Genomic DNA, 21,391 nt, shown 5'->3' with positions numbered 1-21,391 from the left:
TAGCACGCCACCGTCTCGAGTGGCGGCTTAGTCCAACGGGATCTTTTGCCTACCGTTCGCGGAACGGCCGCCCCAGTTTTGATTCAGCTCTTTAGCCCGCGACCGCCAGGCAAAAGACTCTCTGCATTTCGTTGCTCTGGACATTACGTTAAGCAGCACGATGAACGCTGACCTGTTGCGCCAACGCCGTAACCTGATACTGGTGAGTGGCGTTCTGCTGATCTTTGACTTCTCCCAGGTGAAGATCACGAAGGTGAGCATTCTGGGTACCGAGCTACTGATCGGAAATGCGCAGGTACTCATGGCGTGCGCTTGGATCCTCTGGGCGTACTTTCTTCTACGGTATTACCAGTATTGGCGCGCAGAACCGGAGGCTCACGTTCGAAGTGCGTTTGCAAAGCGGCTGGATGCTTACGCACGAGCGTATACGAAGACGCAGCCTACCCAAGATTCATATGGTCAGGTATACGACAGCTACAAGATCGAACCTATTGGATTCGCCAAGTGGACGTATACCCTCCAGAACTACGAGCCGAGGACAGACGGGATCGCAGATGGACCAACACGTCACTTACCACTCTGGAGAATGCTTCTTTGGTGGTTTTGTTCCGCGGTTTATGTCTGTTTTCAGACGCCCCACGCAACAGACCACCTCCTTCCCTTCGCTTTAGCCGTAGCTACGCCGCTCGTATCGTTTGCATCGGCTTGGAATTGGTTGCCAACATGACCTCCGTGCAACTTAACAGGTCCGTCAACACGGACGTCCTATCGGCGGGCTTCGTCCGCCTACTGTCCGCCGGTTACGTCCAACGTTGAACGGCAGCTTCCAAGAAAAGCGAATGCCTCCAAAGTCTTTTTCGGCCCCAACCCACCGCTGACGCGTTGGATGGAGACACAATCATCCATCGGACATTTGGCAGCATCTGCCCGAGCCCACGAAGTCCAGCGTTGATGCGCTGTCGAGGTGCCGATGTTCAGGCACCGGGCAAAGAGGTTTTGGCTGACCTCGGCTCTCTTGCGAAGCTGCACCACATCTGCAGAGGTGTAGTCAGGCACGGGTTGCAAAACCTTGACCCGCAAAAAAGCCCACCCGAGCTTCAGACTCGGGTGGGCTTGCAGCGTGATCCGGTTTAGTTGCTGTAAGCGGTTTCGCCGTGTGACGTGATGTCGAGACCTTCGCGCTCGTCTTCTTCACTGACACGCAGACCGATGGTCAGGTCGACGATCTTGTAGGCGACGAAGGACACGACGCCCGACCAGACAATGGTGGTCAACACCGCTTTGGCCTGAATCCATACTTGCGATGCAATCGAGTAGTCGGCGCTGGTCACCATGGTGGCAGTCACCCAGTCGGCCACATAGCCGGGGCCGCCCAGTGCGGGCGAGTTGAAGACGCCGGTCAGCAGCGCACCGACGATGCCGCCGACGCCGTGCACGCCAAACACGTCGAGCGAGTCATCGGCACCGAGCAGCTTCTTGAGACCATTGACACCCCACAGGCAGGCAAAGCCGGCCACCGTGCCAATGACCAGGGCACCGCCGACACCCACATTGCCAGCAGCTGGCGTGATGGCGACCAGGCCCGCAACGGCGCCTGAGGCCGCGCCCAGGATCGAAGCCTTGCCGCGCATCAGCGCTTCACCGACACACCAGGCCAGCACCGCCGCCGCCGTGGCGCCAAAGGTGTTGATGAAGGCCAGCGCGGCAAAGCCATTGGCTTCGAGCGCCGAGCCGGCATTGAAGCCGAACCAGCCGACCCACAACAAGGAGGCGCCCACCATGGTCAGCGTCAGGCTGTGTGGTGCCATGGATTCCCGGCCGTAGCCGATGCGCTTGCCCACCATGTAGGCGCCGACCAGACCGGCCACCGCCGCGTTGATGTGCACCACGGTGCCGCCGGCAAAGTCGAGCGCGCCCGATTGCCACAGGTAACCGGCTTTGGCGTTCATGGCATCCACCACGTCTTTGGCGCCGTAGGCGTCCGGCCCCATCCAGAACCACACCATGTGGGCGATCGGGGCGTAGCTGAAGGTAAACCACAGCGCCATGAACATCAGCACGGCCGAGAACTTCATGCGTTCCGCAAAAGCGCCGACGATCAGGGTGCAGGTGATACCGGCAAAGGTGGCCTGGAAGGCGGCAAACACAATTTCGGGAATCACGACGCCCTTGCTGAAGGTGGCGCCGTTGGCAAAGGTGCCCGCCACGTTGTCCCAGATGCCTTTCATGAACAGCCGGTCGAAGCCGCCAATAAAGGCGTTGCCCTCGGTAAACGCCAGGCTGTAGCCATAAATGAACCACAGCACGACGATCAGTGAGAACGTGACCATCACCTGCATCAACACCGACAGCATGTTTTTGGAGCGCACCAGGCCACCGTAAAACAGCGCCAGGCCGGGCACCGTCATCAGGATCACCAGCAGGGTCGACACCATCATCCAGGCGGTGTCGCCCTTGTTCGGCACGGGTGCCGGCGCGGCGGCCGGGGTCGCCTCGGCAGCGGGTGCGACTGACGCAGCCGGCGCCACCGCTTCAGCGGGTTTGACTTCCGCCGGGGCAGCGCTGGCGGACGCCGCTGCGGGCTCCGGCGTGGCGGCCGGGGCTTGCGCCAAGGCGGCCGAGCCACCAGCCAGCAAACTCAAACCCAGGGCAAGGGATAGCAATAATTTTTTCATGGTAAGTTTTCTCATCAAGGTGGGGGCGAGGCGCTTACAGCGCCTCCTTGCCGGTCTCGCCAGTGCGGATGCGCACGACTTGTTCAACGTCATAAACAAAAATCTTGCCGTCGCCAATCTTGCCGGTGCGGGCGGCGCCCTCAATGGTTTCAATCACGCGCTCGACCAGTTCATCGGCGACGGCCGCTTCGATCTTGACCTTGGGTAAAAAGTCGACCACGTACTCGGCGCCGCGGTAGAGCTCGGTGTGACCTTTTTGACGACCGAAGCCTTTGACTTCGGTCACGGTGATGCCCTGCACGCCGATGGCCGAGAGTGCTTCGCGCACTTCGTCAAGCTTGAAGGGTTTGATGATGGCGGTGACGAGTTTCATGATTTCTCCTTGGCATGGAATAAGTGAAGGGTGCTCCGTGAATTCAGTTTCATCAGCTTCTCCGATAAAGTGGGTACACAAGAGTCTTAAGCATGGTTCATGCCACTATTTTTGCGACAGCGGGTGGCTATTAGCGATGGCGGTCGCCCTGGGTTTGCGCTAATATCAATGTATAAATAAACAGTATGCACATACTTGGTGCATAAACCAGGGCGCAGCACCAATTCGCGCCAGCCCTTTTTTGGAGAGGAATCCTGATGAGTCTGTCTTTGGTGCAAAGTCGTGCGCTACTGGGTCTGGACGCGCCAGCGGTCACGGTGGAGGTCCATTTGGCCAACGGCCTGCCCAGCTTCACGCTGGTCGGCTTGGCCGACGTCGAGGTGAAGGAGGCGCGCGAGCGGGTGCGCTCTGCGATTCAAAACTCCGGGCTGGAGTTTCCCCACAACAAGCGCATCACGGTCAATCTGGCGCCCGCCGACCTGCCCAAGGACTCGGGCCGGTTCGACCTGCCGATTGCGCTGGGCATTCTGGCCGCCAGTGGCCAGATCGATGCAGCCCGGCTGGCCGGCTATGAATTCGCCGGCGAGCTGTCGCTGTCGGGCGAGCTGCGCCCGGTGCGTGGCGCGCTGGCCATGAGTCTGGCTTTGCACGCCAGCCGGGTGGTGACGCAACTGGTGTTGCCGCCCGGCAGCGCCGAAGAAGCCGCGCTGGTGCCCGACGCCCAGGTCTATAGCGCCCGCCATCTGCTTGACGTGGTGCAGCATTTTTTGCCACAGGACGACAACGCGCCGCCAGCGGAGCCTGCAGCGGGCTGGTCGCGGGTCACGGCCGCGCCCCAGCCCGAGCTGGTCCGGTATCTGGATCTGGCCGATGTCAAAGGTCAACTGGGCGCCAAACGCGCCCTGGAGATTGCCGCTGCTGGCGGCCACAGCCTGCTGCTGATGGGACCGCCCGGCTCGGGCAAGTCGATGCTGGCGCAACGCTTTGCCGGCCTGCTGCCCACCATGACGACCCTTGAAGCGCTGCAAAGCGCTGCCGTGGCCAGCCTGGGCGGGCGCTTTTCGCTGGACAAGTGGGCGCAGCGGCCCACTTGCAGCCCGCACCACACCGCCAGCGCCGTGGCACTGGTGGGCGGCGGTTCACCCCCGCGGCCCGGCGAGATTTCACTGGCGCATCACGGCGTGCTATTTTTGGATGAGTTGCCCGAGTTTCCGCGTGCCGCGCTGGAGGCGCTGCGCGAACCGCTGGAGTCGGGGGTGATCACGATTTCACGCGCGGCACGACGGGCCGAATTTCCGGCCCGCTTTCAGCTGATTGGCGCCATGAACCCCTGCCCTTGCGGCTATCTGGGATCAAAGCAAAAGGTCTGCCGCTGCACACCCGACCAGGTGGCGCGTTACCAGAGCAAGCTGAGCGGCCCGCTGGTGGATCGCATTGACCTGCATGTGGAAGTGCCGGCCGTGCCGGCGGCAGACTTGCTGCAGGCGAGCGCCGGTGAAGCCACCGCCGTCATCCGCGCGCGCTGTACGGCCGCGCGCGAGCGCGCCATGGCACGCCAGGGCAAGACGAACCAGGCGCTGCAGGGGCAGGAAATAGACCACTATTTGTTGCTCGACGATGCCGCCGCCAAGTTTCTCAACCTGGCGGCCGCGCGCCTGGGCTGGTCGGCCCGCAGCACGCACCGGGCCCTCAAAGTCGCCCGCACCATCGCCGACCTGGCCGGGGCACGCGCCACCCAGGTGACACATGTGGCCGAGGCGATGCAATACCGGCGTGCACTGCACGCCTAGGCCATCGCCTTGCGGTTCATCAGAGCGGCAAAAAGGCTGCCGACATCCACCGTCTGAATCAGCAATTGGCCGCCATTGGCCTTGATGAAATGTTTCACCAGCGTGCCATCGGCCTGCCCGGTAAAGGGGGAGTGCATGATTTGGGACTGATTGAACTCCGGCACGTCGTGCAGCGCATCGACCAGCAGACCAATCGTTTGCCCGCAGTAGCGCACGATGATGACCTGGCTGCTCTTGTCGATGACGGAGGGTTGGCCGTGCAGCAGATAGCCCAGGTCAAAAACCCAGACTGAGCCATTGTTCACCGCTTCATGCTGCAGCCCCAACAGGCCGATGCAGGCTTTGCGCTCGCCCCTGGACACGGTCGATATTTTTGACGCGGGCAGCGCCTCCAGAACATGCTCGGCGGGCAAGGCGAACAGGGCACCATCGACAAAGAAGGTGGCGAATTCAAGACCCCCTATTGCGGTCAAATCCGATTGCAACACAGTGTGGCCCTGATGGCCAACGCCCGGGCGCTCACGCACTTCACCGAAGGAATCAAACACAAGGGCCAACACATCTTCACGGTAGCCATCGGACACCTTGAATTCGCGGTAGCCGCTGGAGACGGTGCATCCCATGATCGCGTAATGACCGTCGTGGATCACGATGCGCGACGCGCTGCTGCCGTTGGGCAGCGCCAGCAAAGTTTGATCCAGTTCCAATCTCGTTCCGACCGGGCGTGTCGGGTCCGTACTGGCAATCACGCAGCCCCGTCGATCCACAAACAAGGCGTTGATCCCCGCTTTGTGGCCCAGGCCACTGCGCAGCATGGCATCGAGTTCAGGCTTTGAGTCGAACACGATGCCGATACCACCGACCACGCCCGCATCGTCATCGGGGTCGCGGATGGCCGCGTGGTACACGTAGGTGGGTCTGCCACCGTAAAGTGGGCTGGGTGCAAACGGCGTCACACAGTAATCCTGTTCACTGCGCAGCGCACGCACCTGCGCCAGCATGTCGGGTTCGATGAAGGTCCCCAGCGCCGTCCCACCCTCCTGGTCGGGCTGGGTGCTGGCAACAATGCAGCCGCTGGCGTCATAGACAAAGATGCGCGTGTAGACCGTGTACAGGCGGTTGATGTACTCCAGAATGCCGGTGATGCGCTCGACCATCTCGCCATCGCGCTGCGGCGCCGCCAGCGCCGCCTGCAGCTCCGGCGTCAAGGCCCACCAGCGACAGTCGTCCGAGCGCTCGTACAGGTTGCGGTCCAGCAGATCGACCAGCAGGTGCGACACGAATTCCGAATCGCGCAAGCTGGACGCCAGCACGGTCTCATACAGATCGGCGATCGATTTTGAAAACAGCTCGTTGCTGCGCGCGCCGGTTTCACTGATCTGGTCCAGGATCGTCTTGAGTTTCATCTGTTCGCCGCGCTGGCCGGTTGTCATCACCTGCCCGTTCCACACCACGCGCTGGATGTTTTCAGCGGCGGCCATGATCTCGTAGAGCGGGGGCGAGAAGGATTGGGCGTGCGAGAGCAAGCCGGCTGCAACACCGGGATCAAGCGTGGTCAGGGTGCTGCTGGCGCCGCCGGTGAAAGCCACGTCAACCGGAATCATGACCTGGCCCTGCCAGCCCGGCGGCCCGGGGTAGCCCTGGTAGCCCCCGGCAGGATAGGTTCGTACCAGGTATTCACGACCCGCAAACATCAGCAGTGTCGGGTTTGAGGCGGTGTTGACCGGCACCACGGCACCGGGTGGAATCCACAAGGCATCCGCACTTTCAATCACGCGATTGCTACCGTCGAGCAGCATCATGTTGGAGCGCCCGGCCGGATCGCGATGCGACTGAAAGATGCCCGCCATTTCCTGCTCGAAGTTGAAGCACAGGCACAACACGCCGACGACCACGCCGGTGTCGGGATGCAGCATGCGGCGCGAGTAAATCAGCGCCTGCTTTTTGGCCGGACGCAAATCCGTGGCGCGAAACGTTTCAACATACGTGTTGCTGGCCAGCGTCTGGGTCAGCAGCGGATCAACGCTGCCTTCCAGCGGCGTGGACTCGTCAATCTGCACCAGCACATTGCCGGCGGTATCGAGCAAAATGATTTCGTCGTACACCGTGTATTTGCTGCGGTAGGCCCGCAGCCGCTGGCGAATGGCGTCCTGCTTGTCGGTGAGGCCGGCGACAAAGGCGCACAGCTCGTTGTCGGTGGCCAGAAAACCCACATCGGCGGTGCGCTCATACAGATTGCGCACCACGATATCGATCACATACTGGGCCTTGGTGCCGATCTCATCGAGCACCGTGGCAATTTTTTCATTCACCAGACTGGCGACCAGTTCCTGCTCCAGGCGGTTGAAGCCTTCGCGCGTGGCCGCCATGGTCGGCAAAATGGTTTTCGCCTCGACCGGGCAGTTCATCTTGGCGGAAGATTCAATCATGCGCCACATCAGGTTCAACTCGTGCAGCGATTGTTCGCAGCGGATCACGTCCCGCATGTAGGGCAGATAGGTGTCAATTTGAAGTGGGGCAGCCGTATTGGTCATGTTTTTGCCTAGTCGCGGGTGGTTTGTGGATGAGCTGCCATCAGCTCGGGCACTGTTTTGGGGCGTCCCAATAAAAAACCCTGAATCAGGGTGCAGCCGAATTGGCGCAAAAACAGGAGCTGCGCGTCGGTCTCGACCCCTTCGGCGATGACCTGCAGCTTCATGTGGCGCCCCAGGTCCAGAATGGTGCGCACGATCGCGGCGTCACCACGATCGTGCGGCAGGCCGCTGACAAAGGAGCGGTCAATTTTCAAAGAGGAAATCGGCAGCATCTTCATGCGCGACAGCGATGAATGTCCCATCCCGAAATCGTCCAGACTGACCTTGAAGCCCAACTGCCGCAAGGCCGCCATGACGGGAATGACCTTGTCGGGCTGCTTCATCACCAGGCCCTCGGTCAGCTCCAGGCAGAGGTGGCGCGGCGCCACCCCGCACGCCTGCAGCACAGCCATCAATTCGCCGGGCAAATTGGGATTGACAAACTCGGGCGCCGCCATGTTGACGTTGACCTGCAAGTCAGTGAAGCCGCAGCGGTGCAACTGGGCCAGATCATGGCAGGCCTGCTTGACCACCCAGCGGCCGATCTGCACGATCAGGCCGCTCTGCTCCGCCACCGGAATGAACAGATCGGGCGGCACCACATCGCCGCCGGGCCGGCGCCAGCGAATCAGTGCCTCGACCGCGACCATGTGCTCGGCGTCGCGGCCAAAAACCGGCTGGTACGCCAGAAAGAATTCATGGTTCAGCAGCGCACGCTGCAACTCGGCTTCCATCGTCAGTTGCCTGGCCAGCGCAGAGCGCTGCTCAGCCAGGGTTCCGGACGTGCCGCTGGAGAAGAAACTCAAGCCGTTGCGGCCGCCGTGTTTGCGCCGGTACATGGCGGCGTCGGCGCAGCGCATGAGTTCCGAGCCGGTCCAGCCGTCGTCGGGGAAAACACTGATCCCCACGCTGGCCGACATCGTCAATTCCTGCCGCTCGAACAAAAACGGCTGGCGCGCGGCCAGCAACACCCGCTCACCCAGGGCCTGCAGTTGCGCGGCCGAGCCGGCGGGCATCACCAGCAGGGCAAACTCGTCGCCACCCAGCCGGCCCACGGCGGACCCGGCCAGTCCAAGTCGCTGCAAGCGCTGTGCAAATTCATGCAGGACCAGATTGCCGGCTTCGTGGCCGAAGGCGTCGTTGATTTGCTTGAAGCGGTCGAGGTCGATATTGAGGACGGCGAACGACGTGCCCCATGACAGGGCGCTCAGGCACGCCGCATCCAGCAGATGATGGAAATGCTTGCGGTTGGCCAGTCCGGTCAGGTCGTCGACCTGCGCCAGCTGCCGGATGAGTTCCTGCTGCTCCAGGCGCTGCACCGTCTGCGCAATCAGCTCGCCGATGGTCGCAGCCAGGCCCGGCAATTGCGCCTCGCGCTGGCGCGACAGGCTGCTGTAGAACTCCAGCACGCCATGGCTGTGACGGCGTCCGCCCAGCGTGACATAAGAAACCGCAAAGGCATAGCCGGACTGCAAACCACACGCATGGGCACTTTTGCGCCGCACAAAGTCTTGGTCGTTGACCATGTCCTCCACCCAGGCCGGCTGCATCGTGCGCCACACGTTGCCGACCAGGTCTTCGCCCGGCGCCAGGCGAATGGCGGCCGTGTCCGCGATGAACGATGCCAGTGGATAGTCCGGCTGGTGCCACTCATACTGGCAAGCCAGCCGATGCTCACCCATCTGTTGCTGCTCCAGTGACCAGTAAGCGCCACACTCCCAGCCCAGGTTGTCGCAGACCAGTTGAATCACCTTGGTCACGGCCTCCCCCAGCGTGGGGGTGCCAATCAGGAATTGGGTCGATTCAAAACAAAAGCGCTCCCGCATCGCGGCCAGCCGGGACGATGTGACATCGACCACGACGCCGGTCTGCACCGCTTGCCCGGGCACAAGGTGGGGCTCCGAGACCATGCGCAACCAGCGCAGGCCGTCAAACTCATTGATGATGCGAAACTCGCACGCGATGGCCTGGCCCGGCTCGCGCAGGTCGGCCATCAGGCGCAGGACATCATCGGGCACCACCTGCTCAAAACAGCTGTGCCCCGTGGGATGAAGCCCGGCGCTGACATCCAGCAGGCTCGCCGCCCCGGTCGACAACACCCATTGGCCGGTTTGTGGCTCGCACCACCAGCGGCCGAACAAGCCCAGTTTTTCAGCGGTGTCGGGCAAATTGGCCTGCACCAGTGCCGGCCCCAGTTTCTGGCTCAGGTCCGGGTCATGCGCGGCCAGGGTATCGGGACAGTACAACAAGGAATGGTCACACATGGTTTTAGCTATTCTTGAGTCGGGACAAGTGCGTCATGCAATTCTTATGCCCGATCCACTCTGTCTTCAAAGAACTGCAGCAGGCCTGTGGCCCCGGTTGGCGCCTTAAACTCCATGCCATCCCAATTCAAAATGGTGGTCCCTTATGCAGCATGTCGTGTTCAACCAAAAAGGTGGCGTGGGCAAGTCCACCATCACCTGCAATCTGGCCGCCATCAGTGCCTGGCAGGGTTTGCGCACCCTGGTGATCGACCTGGACGCGCAGGGCAACTCCACCCGCTACCTGCTGGGCGCCGACGCGCCAGACGAGCTGCCCAATGTGGCCGAGTTCTTTGACCAGAGTCTGAGGTTCACCATTCGCGACAAGCCGCCGGGCGATTTCATCGTGAACACCCCTTGGGAGGGGCTGGACCTGATGGCATCCAACCCGCTGCTCGATGAACTGCATGGCAAGCTGGAATCACGCCACAAGATTTACAAGCTGCGCGATGCGCTGCTGCAGTTGGCCGATGATTACGACCAGATCTACATCGACACGCCACCGGCGCTCAACTTCTACACCCGCTCGGCCCTGATGGCGGCGCAGGGTTGCCTGATTCCGTTTGATTGCGACGATTTCTCGCGCCGGGCGCTTTACACGCTGCTGGAGAACGTGGCGGAGATCAAGGCCGACCACAATGCCGACCTGCAAGTCGAGGGCATCATCGTGAACCAGTTTCAGCCGCGCGCCAACCTGCCGCAGCGCCTGGTGCAGGAGTTGATCGACGAGGGCCTGCCGGTGTTGCAGCCCTACCTGAGCTCGTCGGTCAAGATTCGGGAATCGCACGAGCAGTCTTCACCCATGATCTTTCTGGAGCCCAACCACAAGCTCACGCTGGAATTTGTGGCCTTGCACGACGCCCTGCTCTAGCTCGCACCTGGCCGCCACAGCTCACCTCATCCCTTGATAGGTCCTGAATTCATAGCTGCATAGGCTTATTCGACGGGGGCTAGAGCCGAATTTGGCATATATATCCGATCAACCCATGCAAGCGCCACTCCCCATCAACCTGCGCCTGGTCGGCTGGCTGTCGCTGGCGCAGTTGATCAGCTGGGGCAGCATTTTCTACACCTTCGCCCTGGTCATGGCGCCGGTGGAGCGTGACCTGGGTTTGAGCCGGGCCGAGTCGTCGCTGGCGTTCAGCCTGGCCTTGCTGGTCGAGGGCCTGCTGGCGTACCCGGTGGGCCGCTGGATTGACCGCGGCCATGAGCGCGTCGTCATGACGGGGGGTTCGGTGCTGGCCGGTGTTTGCCTGCTGCTGCAGGGCAGCGTCACCGGCATGATCGGGTTTTATGCGGTCTGGGCCGGCCTGGGCGCGGCGATGGCGGCCACTTTGTATGCGCCCGCCTTTGCCGTGGTGACGCGCCGCTTCCCAAACGATTTTCGCCGCGCCATCATCCTCATGACTTTTTTGGGTGGCCTGGCCAGCACCGTGTTCATCCCTTTGAGCGCCTGGCTGATGGCGCTGTGGGGCTGGCGCCATGCGTTCATCGCCCTGGCGGCGCTGCATCTGCTGGTGTGTGCGCCCCTGCACTGGCTGACGCTGCGCGGGGCGCCGCGTCCGAGCCCCCGCGTGGCCGCCGCTGACCCGCAGGCGGTCAAAGGCGTGACCGATTTCATTTTCAGTGCCCCGTTTTTGCTGATTGGCGTGTTTGTCGTGCTGCTGATGGCGGTAACGGTGGCGCTGCCTGCCCACATGGTGAGTCTGTTGCGCGAGAACGGCTTGCACGAGGTCTGGGTCATCGCCATTCCGGCCGGCATCGGTGTCATTCAGGTCCTGGGCCGGCTGCTGCTCTACTTCTTTGAGCACCACCTCGACCCGCATCTGGCGAACCGGCTGATTCCGTGCCTGATTCCGCTCGGGTTGCTGGCCTTGCTGGCGGCACCCCTGTCCGCTGACGGGCAAGTGGGGGCCGTGCTGCTGTTTGTGCTGCTCTACGGTCTGGGCAACGGCATGCTCACGATTGTGAAAGGGACGGCCATCGCGCAGTACGTGAACCGTGACCATGTGGCCACGCTCAATGGCGCGCTGGGCCTGCCGCTGGCGCTGGCGCGCGCGGCAGCGCCTTTGCTGCTGGGTTTGTTGTGGACGGCGCAGGCGGGCTACACCCACGGCCTGTGGCTATTGCTCGCGCTCAGCGTGGTGGGGGTGGGCGCCTTGATGCTGGCGCAGCAGCTAGCCCTGCGCTCGCGCTAAGAATCACAGATTGGGCGCCAGCAGCCGCTGCAAATCCCGTTCGGCCATGCCACGGCGCATCGCCAAGTCTTTGAGCTGGTCGTCGCCGATCTTGCCGACGCTGAAATAGGTGCTGTCCGGGTGGCCGATGTAGAAACCACTGACGCTGGCGGCTGGCGTCATGGCCAGACTCTCGGTCACGCCCATGCCAATGTCGCCGCACTGCAACAACTCGAACATGTCTTTCTTCACGCTGTGGTCCGGGCAGGCCGGGTAACCCGGCGCCGGGCGGATGCCTTGGTACTTTTCCGCGATCAGCTCGGTGGCGGGCAAGGCTTCGTCCGCCGCATAGCCCCACAGGTCGGTGCGCACTTTTTTGTGCAGGCACTCGGCAAAGGCTTCGGCCAGCCGGTCGGCCAGGGACTTGAGCAGGATGGCGCTGTAGTCGTCGTGCTGGGCCAGAAACTGCGCCTCCTTCTTCTCGATGCCGATGCCCGCCGTCACAGCGAAGACGCCGATGTAGTCCCGGATGCTCGCTGGCGCGGGAATCACGGCCCCGGTATTACCTGGCATATTTAAGCCTTTTTGGCCTGCAGCCCCCGTATTCATTACGTTAGTAGCTATATTTTTAATAGCAATTTTGGGTGCCACAAAATCGGCCAGGCAGCGGCTCGGGCGCATCACACCGTCAATTTCTTCCTTGGCCGCCTGCTGGCGCAGACCGTACCAGGTCATGGCCACGGTGCTGCGGGTCTCATCCGTGTAGAGCTCGATGTCGTCGTCGTTGACCGTGTTGGCGGGGTACAGGCCCAGCACGCCATTGGCGGTGAGCCAGCGGCCTTCGATGATTTTCTTCAGCATCGCCTGGCCGTCGGCATAGACCTTCCTGGCTTCCACGCCCACGACCTCATCGTCCAGGATTGCCGGGAATGGTCCGGCCAGGTCCCAGGTCTGGAAGAACGGCCCCCAGTCGATAAAACCGGCCAATTCGCTCAAGTCAAAGTTCTTGAAAATGCGCCGGCCGATGAACTTCGGCGTGGTCGGGGTGTAGTCGCTCCAGGCCAACTCCGTTCGGGCTGAGCCTGTCGAAGCCTTAAGCCCTTCGACCCCTTCGACAGCGCTCAGGACAGGCAGCTCAGGGCGAACGGGGGTTGGCAGCCACTTGTTGGCGCGCGCCTTTGCCAGCGGCCACAGCGGAATTTGCTTCTTGTTGGCGTGCTGCTGGCGCACGCGCTCGTAATCGGTGTTGAGTTCGGCCAAGAAGCTGCTGGCGGCCTCACCCAACAGGTTTTGCACCACACCCACGCTGCGCGAGGCATCGGGCACATAGACCACGGGGCCCGCGTAATGGGGCGCCACCTTGACGGCGGTGTGGACCCGGCTGGTGGTGGCGCCACCAATCAGCAGCGGGATTTTTTTGACGCGAAAGTACTCGTCCTTCTGCATCTCGCCGGCCACATAGGCCATCTCTTCCAGGCTGGGCGTGATCAGGCCCGACAGGCCAATGATGTCCGCGCCCTCCACCTTGGCACGCGCCAGAATCTCGTGACACGGCACCATCACACCCATGTTGACCACGTCAAAGTTGTTGCACTGCAAGACCACGGTGACGATGTTCTTGCCAATGTCATGCACATCGCCCTTGACGGTGGCGATGATGATCTTGCCTTTGGTCGCGACGTCGCGACCGGCCGCGTCGTCGAGCCGCTTTTCTTGTTCAATGTAGGGACTCAAATGCGCCACGGCGTGCGTCATCACGCGCGCGCGTTTCACCACCTGCGGCAAAAACATCTTGCCTTGGCCGAACAGGTCGCCGACGATGCTCATGCCCGCCATCAGTGGACCTTCAATCACATGCAGCGGCCGGCCACCTTTGGCGATGATGGCCTGGTAGGCTTCTTCGGTGTCAGGGACGATGAAGTCGGTGATGCCATGCACCATGGCGTGGCTCAGGCGCTGCTCCACGCCGACCGGGTGCTCCGGCGTGCCGCGCCATTCGAGCTTCTTGCTCTCGTCCTTGGCCCCGCTCTTGGCCGTTTCGGCAATCTCGACCAGGCGCTCACCCGCATCCGGGCGGCGGTTCAGCACCACGTCTTCCACGCGCTCGCGCAGCTCCGGCTCCAGGTCGTCATAGACCCCGACCATGCCCGCGTTGACGATGCCCATGTCCATGCCGGCCTTGATCGCGTGGTACAGAAACACGGTGTGAATCGCTTCGCGCACCGGGTCGTTGCCCCGGAAGCTGAAAGACACGTTACTGACACCGCCCGACACCTTGGCGCCCGGCAGATGCTGCTTGATCCAGCGCGTGGCGTTGATGAAATCGACCGCGTAGTTGTTGTGCTCTTCTATGCCGGTGGCGATGGCGAAGATGTTGGGGTCGAAGATGATGTCTTCCGGCGGGAAACCCACTTCATCGACCAGGATGCGGTAGGCGCGCTCGCAAATGCCGATCTTGCGCTCGTAAGTGTCGGCTTGGCCCTGCTCGTCAAACGCCATCACCACGGCAGCGGCTCCGTAGCGGCGCAGCAGCTTGGCGTGATGTTTGAAAGCGTCCACACCCTCTTTCATGCTGATGGAATTGACCACCGCCTTGCCTTGCACGCAGCGCAGGCCGGCCTCGATGACGCTCCATTTGCTGGAGTCAATCATGACCGGAACCCGTGAGATGTCGGGCTCGGACGCTATCAAATTCAAGAACCTCACCATGGCCGCCTGGCTGTCGAGCATGGCCTCGTCCATGTTGATGTCGATGATCTGGGCGCCGTTCTCGACCTGCTGGCGCGCCACGCTCAGGGCCTGGTCAAACTCGCCGTTCAAAATCATGCGGGCGAAGGCCTTGGAGCCGGTCACATTGGTGCGCTCGCCGATGTTGACAAACGAAGCGATGGGGGACAGATCTTCAGCTCTGTCCCCAACTGATGGGGAGGGTGCATCGGCTGACGGCGCAAGGCCAATCGTCAACGGCTCCAGGCCGGACAACTTCATGGGGGGAACTAGGGTTTCAGACATGCAACTCACCTGTGGGCAAAATTTTGATCAGGTGAGCGTCGTTGGGGTCATCCAAGCCTGACCGGCCATGTGGCCGACTGCAACGCTCCTTGGAAGAAATGAATTTTAAGGGCTAAGCAGTTCGGGTATTGCCGCAGGGGTTTGTCGTCATGCTGCTCAGCCGTCCGCACAATGCCAACGGACTCATGAAAGTCTTCACAGCAGTCATTGGAGTTGATGAAAGATGGACGGCCAATGACAGGGTTTGGGTACCTTGGGCCAAGCTCACGAAGCCAAACGCCCACGTTGAATGGACGCGCGAAACCGGGCCATCCTTCGACCGCCCAGCCTGCGCGTCATAACGCGCCCTACATGGTTTTATGTTTTGGCGCGGCGGCGTACAAAAGCCAGGCCGACGAGCCCCAGACCCAGCAGCGCAAGTGACATCGGTTCGGGAACCTGCGCGAATGTGGCGTCAACCTGGACGGCGGCACCGTGGTTGTAGCCCCACTGTGGGTAGTTATCTATGGCGGTGAACGCAATGAGATTGTCGCCAATGACCATGTGCGAGGTGATGTCGGCAAATGAGTTACCGGCAGATCCGTTGTGATCGCTAACCACAAGGTTGCCGTTCACATAGATATCTCCGTCGTCGTCAAAGCCATTGTTGAGAACCGCAGACAAAGGAAGGGCGCCGAGATTGAAGATGCCTCTGGCCCAAATCTGGGTCTCGATGGTGGAAAACTGCCCACCCGCACTCCAAATGACTTTCGCCACGTAGCCGGGCCAAGGGGAAAGTTCAGTCGCGGATGCCCATCCAGAATCGTTGAAGGCTGCATTGCTGTTCCAGCCGCTTGCTCCAGGGTCGCCTGCCGTGACTTTCCAAGAAGCATCTGTCGCCGTCAGCACAGTGGCCGAACTTGAAGCGGCGACACCCAGCAAGCCCAGGAATAGCGCCGCAGCACAGCCCATTGCCTTCATACTGTGCGTGAAGGTGCACCTTGCGAAATTCAGCTTCATGACATTTCTCCAGAGAAAGTAAAGAACAACAGCACATCCGCTATTGATTTAGCAATGCAGACCGCTGTAGCGCGTCGCAGGTGCATTTTCATCAGCAAGCAAAATTCTTGCCATCATTCGCAAGCTGTTGATATTTATGATTTATTTACTCGTTTTTGTTGTCAATCTACAGTGGGTGTAAAGTTTTTCGACAGGATGCAAGCCGTATCGGGCGCAGAAATATGGAGGGCTGTCGGGTGCCCGCCCGTGGCGGAGTGCGACAGGCGACCCGATCACCGTCAACGGGTGGGCGTCGTGCAAGCCTCAGCGAAAGCGGCCATTGGCGCAGGTCGATTGATCTTCCTCGTGCCTGCCAACGTGGTGCCGTCTGAGGCGGCAACTGGCAGTTGGTTGCAGCAATGGCGTGAGGCTTGGGATTGCAGCCTGCGCCAGCTACGCGGCGATTCGACCGAAGGGGTGCGTGGACGAAGGATTGCCGAAATGCACGCGCAGAAACGGCAGCATGGCCTCAAGCACTTCCGGCGCGACCGGCGTTGTGGCGTTGTAGTCGAGGTAGATTGGCTGGTTCATTTCAGCGCCTGTCCCAGGTCCCGCATTTTCTGTTCGTATTCGCCCCGGTCTATCTCGCCACGGGCATACCGCTCCTGCACGATCTCCAATGCCGTTTTGTCGCGCACGTCGTGACGCTGCGACGGCTGCGCCAGTAACCATCGGATGAGCGCTGCAATTCCGAGAATGATCAAGACCCAGAACAAGAGCATGAATAGCATGCCAAAACCCATTCCCCACCCGCCGTAGCCGGCCCAGCCGTTCATCATGTCGTACCTCCTGTCGGGTCTGTCATTTCATGTACTCGCGACCAGCCCCCAAAAATCAACACGGTTCGTGTCACAAGGTGCTCCTTAAAAAACCAGGACCTTGTCACTCCACTGCGTCCATGCGGCAAGCTCGTCCATCGAGCTGCGGGCAGCGCCCTTGACCATGTCGGTTTCACTGATGCCGCGCGCGTCAATGCAACTGCCGCAGACACCGATCGTGCCGCCGGCGCGCTCAATCATGCCCAGCATGTCGCCAAGGTTGTAGTAGCCCTGGGGCACCTTCTGTCCGGCCTTGGCGCAGGCGGCGGCATCTCCGATCAGGAACAGCTTGACTTCGGCGTCGCCCGCCTTCAGCAGGGAACGCGCCAGACGCAGGCCGTTGTAGCTTCGTTCGGTGCCGTAGGGCGGATCGTTAAGAATGAAAAGATACTTGACCATGTCATTGGCCTCCTGATTTGAGGGTTGACTGCAAAGGGTTGAAGTTTTTGCGAACCGGCTCCTGATGGGGGACGCCGGTTCCTGGCTGGCTTGGCTCCCCTGCAGAGGCCTGGACCGGGAGTCCGGCAGCCTGCCACTCGCTGACGCCGTCAAGTATCTTGCGTACCCGATAGCCCTTGGCTGCAAGCAGAACAACGGCTTCGTCGGACAGCAAACAGAAGGGTCCGCGGCAATAGGCCACGATGTCCTTGTCGAGGGGCAGCTCCGCGAGCCGTTTTTCGATCTCGGCCACCGGCATCGAGCGGGCAAAAGGCAGGTGCGCCGCCTCGTACTCGGCTTGCGGCCGAACGTCGATGACAAGGACATCGCCCCGCCTGGCCTGTTCCAGCAGTGCTTCTCGGCCGACTGAGGCGAGCTTGGCCGGATCGGCCACCATCTGATCCAACGCCAACCTCAGTTCCAGCAAGTGTTCCTCGGCGACCTCCCGCAATGTCACCAGCAAGCCAGCCACGTCACCGCCCGTCAGCCGGTAGACCACATACTTGCCATCGCGACGAGAGGTGACCAGGCGAGCGTCCCGCAAGGCCTTCAGGTGCGCGCTGATGAGCTTGATGTCGGCCGACAACTCGGTCGCCATGACGTCAACCGTTTTTTCCCCCTGCGCCAGCAACTCCAGCAACTCCAGCCGCTTCGGGCTGGAAACCGCCTTGCCGATGCGTGCGACTTGTTCGTAGAGCAAGTCTTTTAGCGTTCTTTGATTCATTCGTACATTCTAACAATGAAGCGAATGATTGAGAATAAACTGACCTATTTTTATCTATAAGCACCGGGGCCTGCACCGGCCAGCTGGCGCCCGGCGCCGAGCTGGAGTACGGCTGTCAACACAGGCCTTTGATATTCCGCAACACCCAACGCAAAAACTGCTTGCAACTGCGCATTTTTAAGTGTAGGTTGAGATGTGGGATGTGCAGACTTACAGCCAATGCCTGAACCGGTCGGCCTACCCACGCTTCAGTAGGAGTTTTTATGTCGACCCTGCATTTACCAAAAAGGTTTGAGCATTTCGGCGGGAGTATCAAGAAGACCGATCCGGCCGCATGGGTTGTGTTGGCCTTGGCGATCGCCTCTTTGGCCGTGCTTTATGCGGTGATCTATTTCCGTTGATGCCCCGCGATTTTCTGTTGCCCACGCGAAGGCCACCATGCCGGGCCACTGCGGCAGCACATCAACGCGAATAATCTATCGGCTGGCTGTACGCAGGATCAGCGTGCCAGGCCCAGTAGGTCTGTACCAGCCGTTGCGTGATCGGCCCCGGACGGCCATCACCAACCGGACGTTTGTCCACCCGGGTCACGGGCAGTACACCACCGCCCGAGGTAGAGATGAACACCTCCTCGGCCCCACGCAACTCATCGGCTGGCAAGGCACGCAGTTGTGTCTCCAGCCCCATAGCACGCGCCATCTCGATGACCGTGCGACGCGATATACCTTCCAGCATGCCCTCGTTGGGCGTCACAAGCGCGCCGTGGCTGACACAAAACACGTTGAATCCGGGGCCCTCGACCACGTTCCCAACTGAATCGACCAGCAGAACACTGTCGGCCCCGGCGTCCAGCGCCCCAAGCAGTCCCATCGTCAAGTCGTTCCAGTGGTAGTTCTTGGCCGAAGGGTCCACGGAGGTCGCAGGAATACGTTGCACGTCGCTGATCATCAGGTGCAGTCCCGCTTCACGCTGCTGGGCATTGGCGAGCCAGACATAGGGCACCGCAAAGGCATAGAACTGATTGACGGCCAGGCGCGGGTCGCGCGATCCCCACGGCGGCTGGCCCCGGGTGCAGATCATTTCGACATATGAGGCGCGAAGCCCGCTCCGGCGCACGCATTGCGACAACACCTCGGTGATTTGTCCGGCCGTCAGTCCCGGGTCAAGCCGCCAGCGTTGGCAACTGCGCATGAAGCGCTCCAGATGGGCGTCCAGGCGAAAAAAGGAACCGTCCCACACCGTCACCACGTCATAGGTGGCGTCGGAGCGCAGGAAACCCCAGTCAGTTATCGGAATGCTTGCTTCGCCAATGGGGACGTACTGCCCACGCACAAAGGCGACGCCTTTGGAAAAATCGGGTGCTGGCATCGGTCAACTCCTTGGTAACCCGTCAAGCCGCCTCTTGGTAAAACACATTCCTTTGCAGCACGCGCCCTGCCAGCGGAGCCACTTTGTCGTGAATGGCCCCAATGTGCTCCGGCGTGGTGCCGCAGCAGCCACCCACGATGTTGACCAGGCCATCCAAGGCAAACTCGCCAATCAGGCGGCTGGTGTCGGCCGGGGTTTCGTCAAAGCCGGTGTCGCTCATCGGGTTGGGCAGGCCGGCATTGGGGTAGCAACTGATGAAGGTGTCGGGCGCGGCCTTGGCTAGCTCCTGGATGTAGGGGCGCATCAGCGCGGCCCCCAGGGCGCAGTTCAGGCCAATGGCCAAAGGCTGCGCGTGACGCACGCTGTGCCAAAACGCGGTGACGGTCTGGCCGCTCAAAATGCGCCCGGACGCATCCGTCACCGTGCCGCTGATGATGATGGGCAGGCGCTGCCCACTGGCCTCAAAAAATTCGTCGATGGCAAACAGCGCCGCCTTGGCGTTGAGGGTGTCAAAAATGGTTTCCACCAGCAGCGCATCGGCGCCGCCCTGCACCAGCGCTTCGACCTGTTCGTAATAGGCGGCGCGCAGTTGCTCAAAAGTCACGTTGCGGGCGCCGGGGTCGTTCACGTCCGGGCTGATGCTGGCGGTTTTGGGTGTCGGGCCCAGAGCCCCCAGCACAAAACGCGGTTTGTCGGGGGTTGAAAATTTGTCGCAGGCGGCTCTGGCCAGCTTGGCCGAGGCCAGATTCATCTCAAACGCCAGGTCGGCCATGTCGTAGTCGGCCTGGGCCACGCGGGTGGCGCCAAAGGTGTTGGTCTCGATCATGTCGGCACCAGCGGCCAGATAGCGCTCATGGATGTCGGTGATGACGTCCGGGCGGGTCAGGCTCAGCAACTCGTTGTTGCCCTTGACGTCTTTCGACCAGTCCTTGAAGCGCTCGCCCCGGTACTGGGCTTCACCCAGCTTGAAGCGCTGGATCATGGTGCCCATGGCGCCGTCCAGCACCATGATGCGGTGTTGCAAAATTTCGGGCAGCGCCTGGCCGCGGGTATATTGAAGTTGTTTCATAGCGGGTGCATTGTAGAAAAGATCGAATTCCTGCGTGCCCGGCCCTTGTTTGACCCGCCAGGCCTGTGCCGGTGAGGACTTGAAAGAAAAAAATGAATGGTTTCAAGACATTCTGCGCCCTGTGGCTGGTCCCGCTGCTGTTGCTGACAGGCTGCCAGCCCAAAGCGGCGCCGGGCTGGTCGGGCTATGTGGAGGGCGACTACGTCTATGTGTCCTCGGCCCTGGGCGGCACCCTGTCGCAACTGAACGTGCGCACCGGCGACCAGGCCACCCAGGACATGCCGCTGTTTGCGCTGGAGGCCGAGAGTGAGCAGGCGGCGCGGCTGGAGGCCGACGCCCGGCTGGCGCGCGCCAATGCCCAGCTCGCCAACACCGCCAAGGGCAAGCGCAGCGACGAAATCGCCGTCATCCAGGCCCAGATCAGCCAGGCCAGCGCACAGGCCCGGCTGACGGCGGCTGAACTGGCGCGCGAGGAGCAGTTGGTGCGGCAAGGCTTTGTGTCTGCCGCGCGGCGCGACGAGTTGCGTGCCGCGCAGGCCCAAAGCAGCGCGCGGCTGGACGAGCTGGCGGCCCAGCTCCGCGTGGCACGGCTGCCGGCGCGGGTCGACGAGCAGGCCGCCGCCGTGGCCGACACCGATGCCGCCCGCCAGTCCTTGCGCCAATTGGCCTGGCGCGAGGCGCAGAAAGCCCGCACGGCGCCGGCCGGCGGCTTGGTGACGGATACGTTTTTTCGCGTCGGTGAATGGGTGCAAGCGGGTCAGCCGGTGCTGGCGCTGCTGCCGCCAGGCAATGTCAAGGCGCGCTTTTTTGTTCCTGAAGGCGTGGTAGGCCGGCTCCAGATGGGCGCGGCGGTCAACATCGTGTGCGACGGCTGCGCGGCGTCGATTCCGGCCAAAATTTCATTCATCCTATTTCCGGCAGTTGACGTCTCATAAACCGGCTGCAAGCTAGACTGGGAGCCAGTTTCAACGGATTTATCGAGGTCACCAAATGGGTGAAGCAAAAAGACGTCAAGTTGCTGTCCAAACACAGG

Annotated in this window: 17 protein-coding genes and 1 riboswitch; of the genes, 5 read left to right on the top strand and 12 right to left on the bottom strand. The window is 61.5% G+C overall.

Features of this window, described 5'->3' with window-relative positions; genetic code table 11:
• Positions 1 to 1,130: 1,130 nt before the first annotated feature.
• Entirely contained in the window at positions 1,131 to 2,675 is a 1,545-nt protein-coding gene (locus WA157_RS12755; RefSeq protein ID WP_422621315.1) for an ammonium transporter, read from the bottom strand.
• A 34-nt stretch (positions 2,676 to 2,709) separates the two neighbouring features.
• Positions 2,710 to 3,048 (bottom strand): P-II family nitrogen regulator, encoded by a 339-nt coding sequence (gene glnK / locus WA157_RS12750; RefSeq protein ID WP_011462797.1) that lies wholly within the window; start codon positions 3,046 to 3,048, stop codon positions 2,710 to 2,712.
• Positions 3,049 to 3,305: 257 nt separating this feature from the next.
• On the opposite strand from glnK, the gene WA157_RS12745 reads away from it, so the two are divergent.
• Positions 3,306 to 4,838, top strand: a complete 1,533-nt coding sequence (locus WA157_RS12745) for a YifB family Mg chelatase-like AAA ATPase (protein ID WP_422621314.1) — start codon at positions 3,306 to 3,308, stop codon at positions 4,836 to 4,838.
• On the opposite strand, the gene WA157_RS12740 is transcribed toward WA157_RS12745, so the two are convergent.
• Both WA157_RS12740 and WA157_RS12735 read right to left on the bottom strand, forming a co-directional pair.
• Entirely contained in the window at positions 4,835 to 7,372 is a 2,538-nt protein-coding gene (locus WA157_RS12740) for a chemotaxis protein CheW (protein WP_422621313.1), read from the bottom strand. The two genes, WA157_RS12745 and WA157_RS12740, sit on opposite strands and share 4 nt — an antisense overlap.
• Positions 7,373 to 7,380: 8 nt before the next feature.
• Positions 7,381 to 9,675: a putative bifunctional diguanylate cyclase/phosphodiesterase gene (locus WA157_RS12735; RefSeq protein WP_422621312.1), complete on the bottom strand. Its 2,295-nt coding sequence runs from the start codon at positions 9,673 to 9,675 to the stop codon at positions 7,381 to 7,383.
• A 145-nt stretch (positions 9,676 to 9,820) separates the two neighbouring features.
• Here WA157_RS12735 and WA157_RS12730 point away from each other — a divergent pair, with 145 nt between their 5' ends.
• Positions 9,821 to 10,585, top strand: a complete 765-nt coding sequence (locus WA157_RS12730; RefSeq protein WP_422621311.1) for a ParA family protein — start codon at positions 9,821 to 9,823, stop codon at positions 10,583 to 10,585.
• A 115-nt stretch (positions 10,586 to 10,700) separates the two neighbouring features.
• Positions 10,701 to 11,912, top strand: a complete 1,212-nt coding sequence (locus WA157_RS12725) for an MFS transporter (RefSeq protein WP_422621310.1) — start codon at positions 10,701 to 10,703, stop codon at positions 11,910 to 11,912.
• Positions 11,913 to 11,915: 3 nt separating this feature from the next.
• Here the strand turns inward: WA157_RS12725 and WA157_RS12720 are convergent, their stop codons facing one another.
• From WA157_RS12720 to WA157_RS12695, 6 genes are all read right to left on the bottom strand, one after another.
• Positions 11,916 to 14,903, bottom strand: a complete 2,988-nt coding sequence (locus WA157_RS12720; RefSeq protein WP_422621309.1) for a vitamin B12 dependent-methionine synthase activation domain-containing protein — start codon at positions 14,901 to 14,903, stop codon at positions 11,916 to 11,918.
• Positions 14,904 to 14,929: 26 nt separating this feature from the next.
• A riboswitch (S-adenosyl-L-homocysteine riboswitch) is annotated at positions 14,930 to 15,000 on the bottom strand.
• Between the two features lie 260 nt (positions 15,001 to 15,260).
• Positions 15,261 to 15,902 carry a PEP-CTERM sorting domain-containing protein gene (locus WA157_RS12715; protein WP_422621308.1) on the bottom strand — a complete coding sequence of 214 codons (642 nt, stop codon included), beginning with the start codon at positions 15,900 to 15,902 and terminating at the stop codon, positions 15,261 to 15,263.
• Positions 15,903 to 16,334: 432 nt separating this feature from the next.
• Positions 16,335 to 16,472 (bottom strand): aminotransferase class V-fold PLP-dependent enzyme, encoded by a 138-nt coding sequence (locus tag WA157_RS12710; protein ID WP_422621307.1) that lies wholly within the window; start codon positions 16,470 to 16,472, stop codon positions 16,335 to 16,337.
• Positions 16,469 to 16,720 carry an SHOCT domain-containing protein gene (locus tag WA157_RS12705; RefSeq protein WP_318666695.1) on the bottom strand — a complete coding sequence of 84 codons (252 nt, stop codon included), beginning with the start codon at positions 16,718 to 16,720 and terminating at the stop codon, positions 16,469 to 16,471. The genes WA157_RS12710 and WA157_RS12705 overlap by 4 nt, the downstream gene beginning before the upstream one ends.
• An 84-nt stretch (positions 16,721 to 16,804) precedes the next feature.
• The gene (locus WA157_RS12700) at positions 16,805 to 17,158 is read right to left on the bottom strand and encodes a DsrE/DsrF/TusD sulfur relay family protein (protein ID WP_422621306.1); all 354 of its coding nucleotides are present in this window, start codon (positions 17,156 to 17,158) and stop codon (positions 16,805 to 16,807) included.
• A gap of 1 nt (position 17,159) precedes the next feature.
• Positions 17,160 to 17,921: an ArsR/SmtB family transcription factor gene (locus tag WA157_RS12695; RefSeq protein WP_422621305.1), complete on the bottom strand. Its 762-nt coding sequence runs from the start codon at positions 17,919 to 17,921 to the stop codon at positions 17,160 to 17,162.
• A 263-nt stretch (positions 17,922 to 18,184) separates the two neighbouring features.
• Between WA157_RS12695 and WA157_RS12690 the strand changes: the two genes are divergently transcribed.
• The gene (locus WA157_RS12690; protein WP_422621304.1) at positions 18,185 to 18,322 is read left to right on the top strand and encodes a hypothetical protein; all 138 of its coding nucleotides are present in this window, start codon (positions 18,185 to 18,187) and stop codon (positions 18,320 to 18,322) included.
• Between the two features lie 61 nt (positions 18,323 to 18,383).
• Here WA157_RS12690 and WA157_RS12685 read toward each other — a convergent pair whose 3' ends face one another.
• Together WA157_RS12685 and WA157_RS12680 are read right to left on the bottom strand one after the other, a co-directional pair.
• The gene (locus WA157_RS12685; protein WP_422621303.1) at positions 18,384 to 19,289 is read right to left on the bottom strand and encodes an aminotransferase class IV; all 906 of its coding nucleotides are present in this window, start codon (positions 19,287 to 19,289) and stop codon (positions 18,384 to 18,386) included.
• Between the two features lie 22 nt (positions 19,290 to 19,311).
• Entirely contained in the window at positions 19,312 to 20,358 is a 1,047-nt protein-coding gene (locus WA157_RS12680) for a homocysteine S-methyltransferase family protein (protein ID WP_422621302.1), read from the bottom strand.
• Between the two features lie 92 nt (positions 20,359 to 20,450).
• Here WA157_RS12680 and WA157_RS12675 point away from each other — a divergent pair, with 92 nt between their 5' ends.
• Positions 20,451 to 21,293, top strand: a complete 843-nt coding sequence (locus WA157_RS12675; protein WP_422621301.1) for an HlyD family secretion protein — start codon at positions 20,451 to 20,453, stop codon at positions 21,291 to 21,293.
• Positions 21,294 to 21,391: the final 98 nt, after the last annotated feature.

It is taken from the genome of Rhodoferax ferrireducens (genome assembly GCF_049302455.1).
In the GTDB taxonomy this organism is placed as follows: Bacteria; Pseudomonadota; Gammaproteobacteria; order Burkholderiales; family Burkholderiaceae_C; genus Rhodoferax; species Rhodoferax ferrireducens_B.
This window is presented reverse-complemented; position numbering and strand designations above follow the sequence as displayed.

Excerpts from the sequence above, each read along its gene's own strand:
- WA157_RS12755 (WP_422621315.1), bottom strand. The coding sequence starts at position 2,675 with ATGAAAAAATTATTGCTATCCCTTGCCCTGGGTTTGAGTTTGCTGGCT.
- glnK (WP_011462797.1), bottom strand. The coding sequence starts at position 3,048 with ATGAAACTCGTCACCGCCATCATCAAACCCTTCAAGCTTGACGAAGTG.
- WA157_RS12720 (WP_422621309.1), bottom strand. The coding sequence starts at position 14,903 with ATGTCTGAAACCCTAGTTCCCCCCATGAAGTTGTCCGGCCTGGAGCCG.
- WA157_RS12740 (WP_422621313.1), bottom strand. The coding sequence starts at position 7,372 with ATGACCAATACGGCTGCCCCACTTCAAATTGACACCTATCTGCCCTAC.
- WA157_RS12685 (WP_422621303.1), bottom strand. The coding sequence starts at position 19,289 with ATGCCAGCACCCGATTTTTCCAAAGGCGTCGCCTTTGTGCGTGGGCAG.
- WA157_RS12695 (WP_422621305.1), bottom strand. The coding sequence starts at position 17,921 with ATGAATCAAAGAACGCTAAAAGACTTGCTCTACGAACAAGTCGCACGC.
- WA157_RS12690 (WP_422621304.1), top strand. The coding sequence starts at position 18,185 with ATGTCGACCCTGCATTTACCAAAAAGGTTTGAGCATTTCGGCGGGAGT.
- WA157_RS12745 (WP_422621314.1), top strand. The coding sequence starts at position 3,306 with ATGAGTCTGTCTTTGGTGCAAAGTCGTGCGCTACTGGGTCTGGACGCG.
- WA157_RS12680 (WP_422621302.1), bottom strand. The coding sequence starts at position 20,358 with ATGAAACAACTTCAATATACCCGCGGCCAGGCGCTGCCCGAAATTTTG.
- WA157_RS12705 (WP_318666695.1), bottom strand. The coding sequence starts at position 16,720 with ATGATGAACGGCTGGGCCGGCTACGGCGGGTGGGGAATGGGTTTTGGC.
- WA157_RS12725 (WP_422621310.1), top strand. The coding sequence starts at position 10,701 with ATGCAAGCGCCACTCCCCATCAACCTGCGCCTGGTCGGCTGGCTGTCG.
- WA157_RS12730 (WP_422621311.1), top strand. The coding sequence starts at position 9,821 with ATGCAGCATGTCGTGTTCAACCAAAAAGGTGGCGTGGGCAAGTCCACC.
- WA157_RS12700 (WP_422621306.1), bottom strand. The coding sequence starts at position 17,158 with ATGGTCAAGTATCTTTTCATTCTTAACGATCCGCCCTACGGCACCGAA.
- WA157_RS12675 (WP_422621301.1), top strand. The coding sequence starts at position 20,451 with ATGAATGGTTTCAAGACATTCTGCGCCCTGTGGCTGGTCCCGCTGCTG.
- WA157_RS12715 (WP_422621308.1), bottom strand. The coding sequence starts at position 15,902 with ATGAAGCTGAATTTCGCAAGGTGCACCTTCACGCACAGTATGAAGGCA.
- WA157_RS12710 (WP_422621307.1), bottom strand. The coding sequence starts at position 16,472 with ATGAACCAGCCAATCTACCTCGACTACAACGCCACAACGCCGGTCGCG.
- WA157_RS12735 (WP_422621312.1), bottom strand. The coding sequence starts at position 9,675 with ATGTGTGACCATTCCTTGTTGTACTGTCCCGATACCCTGGCCGCGCAT.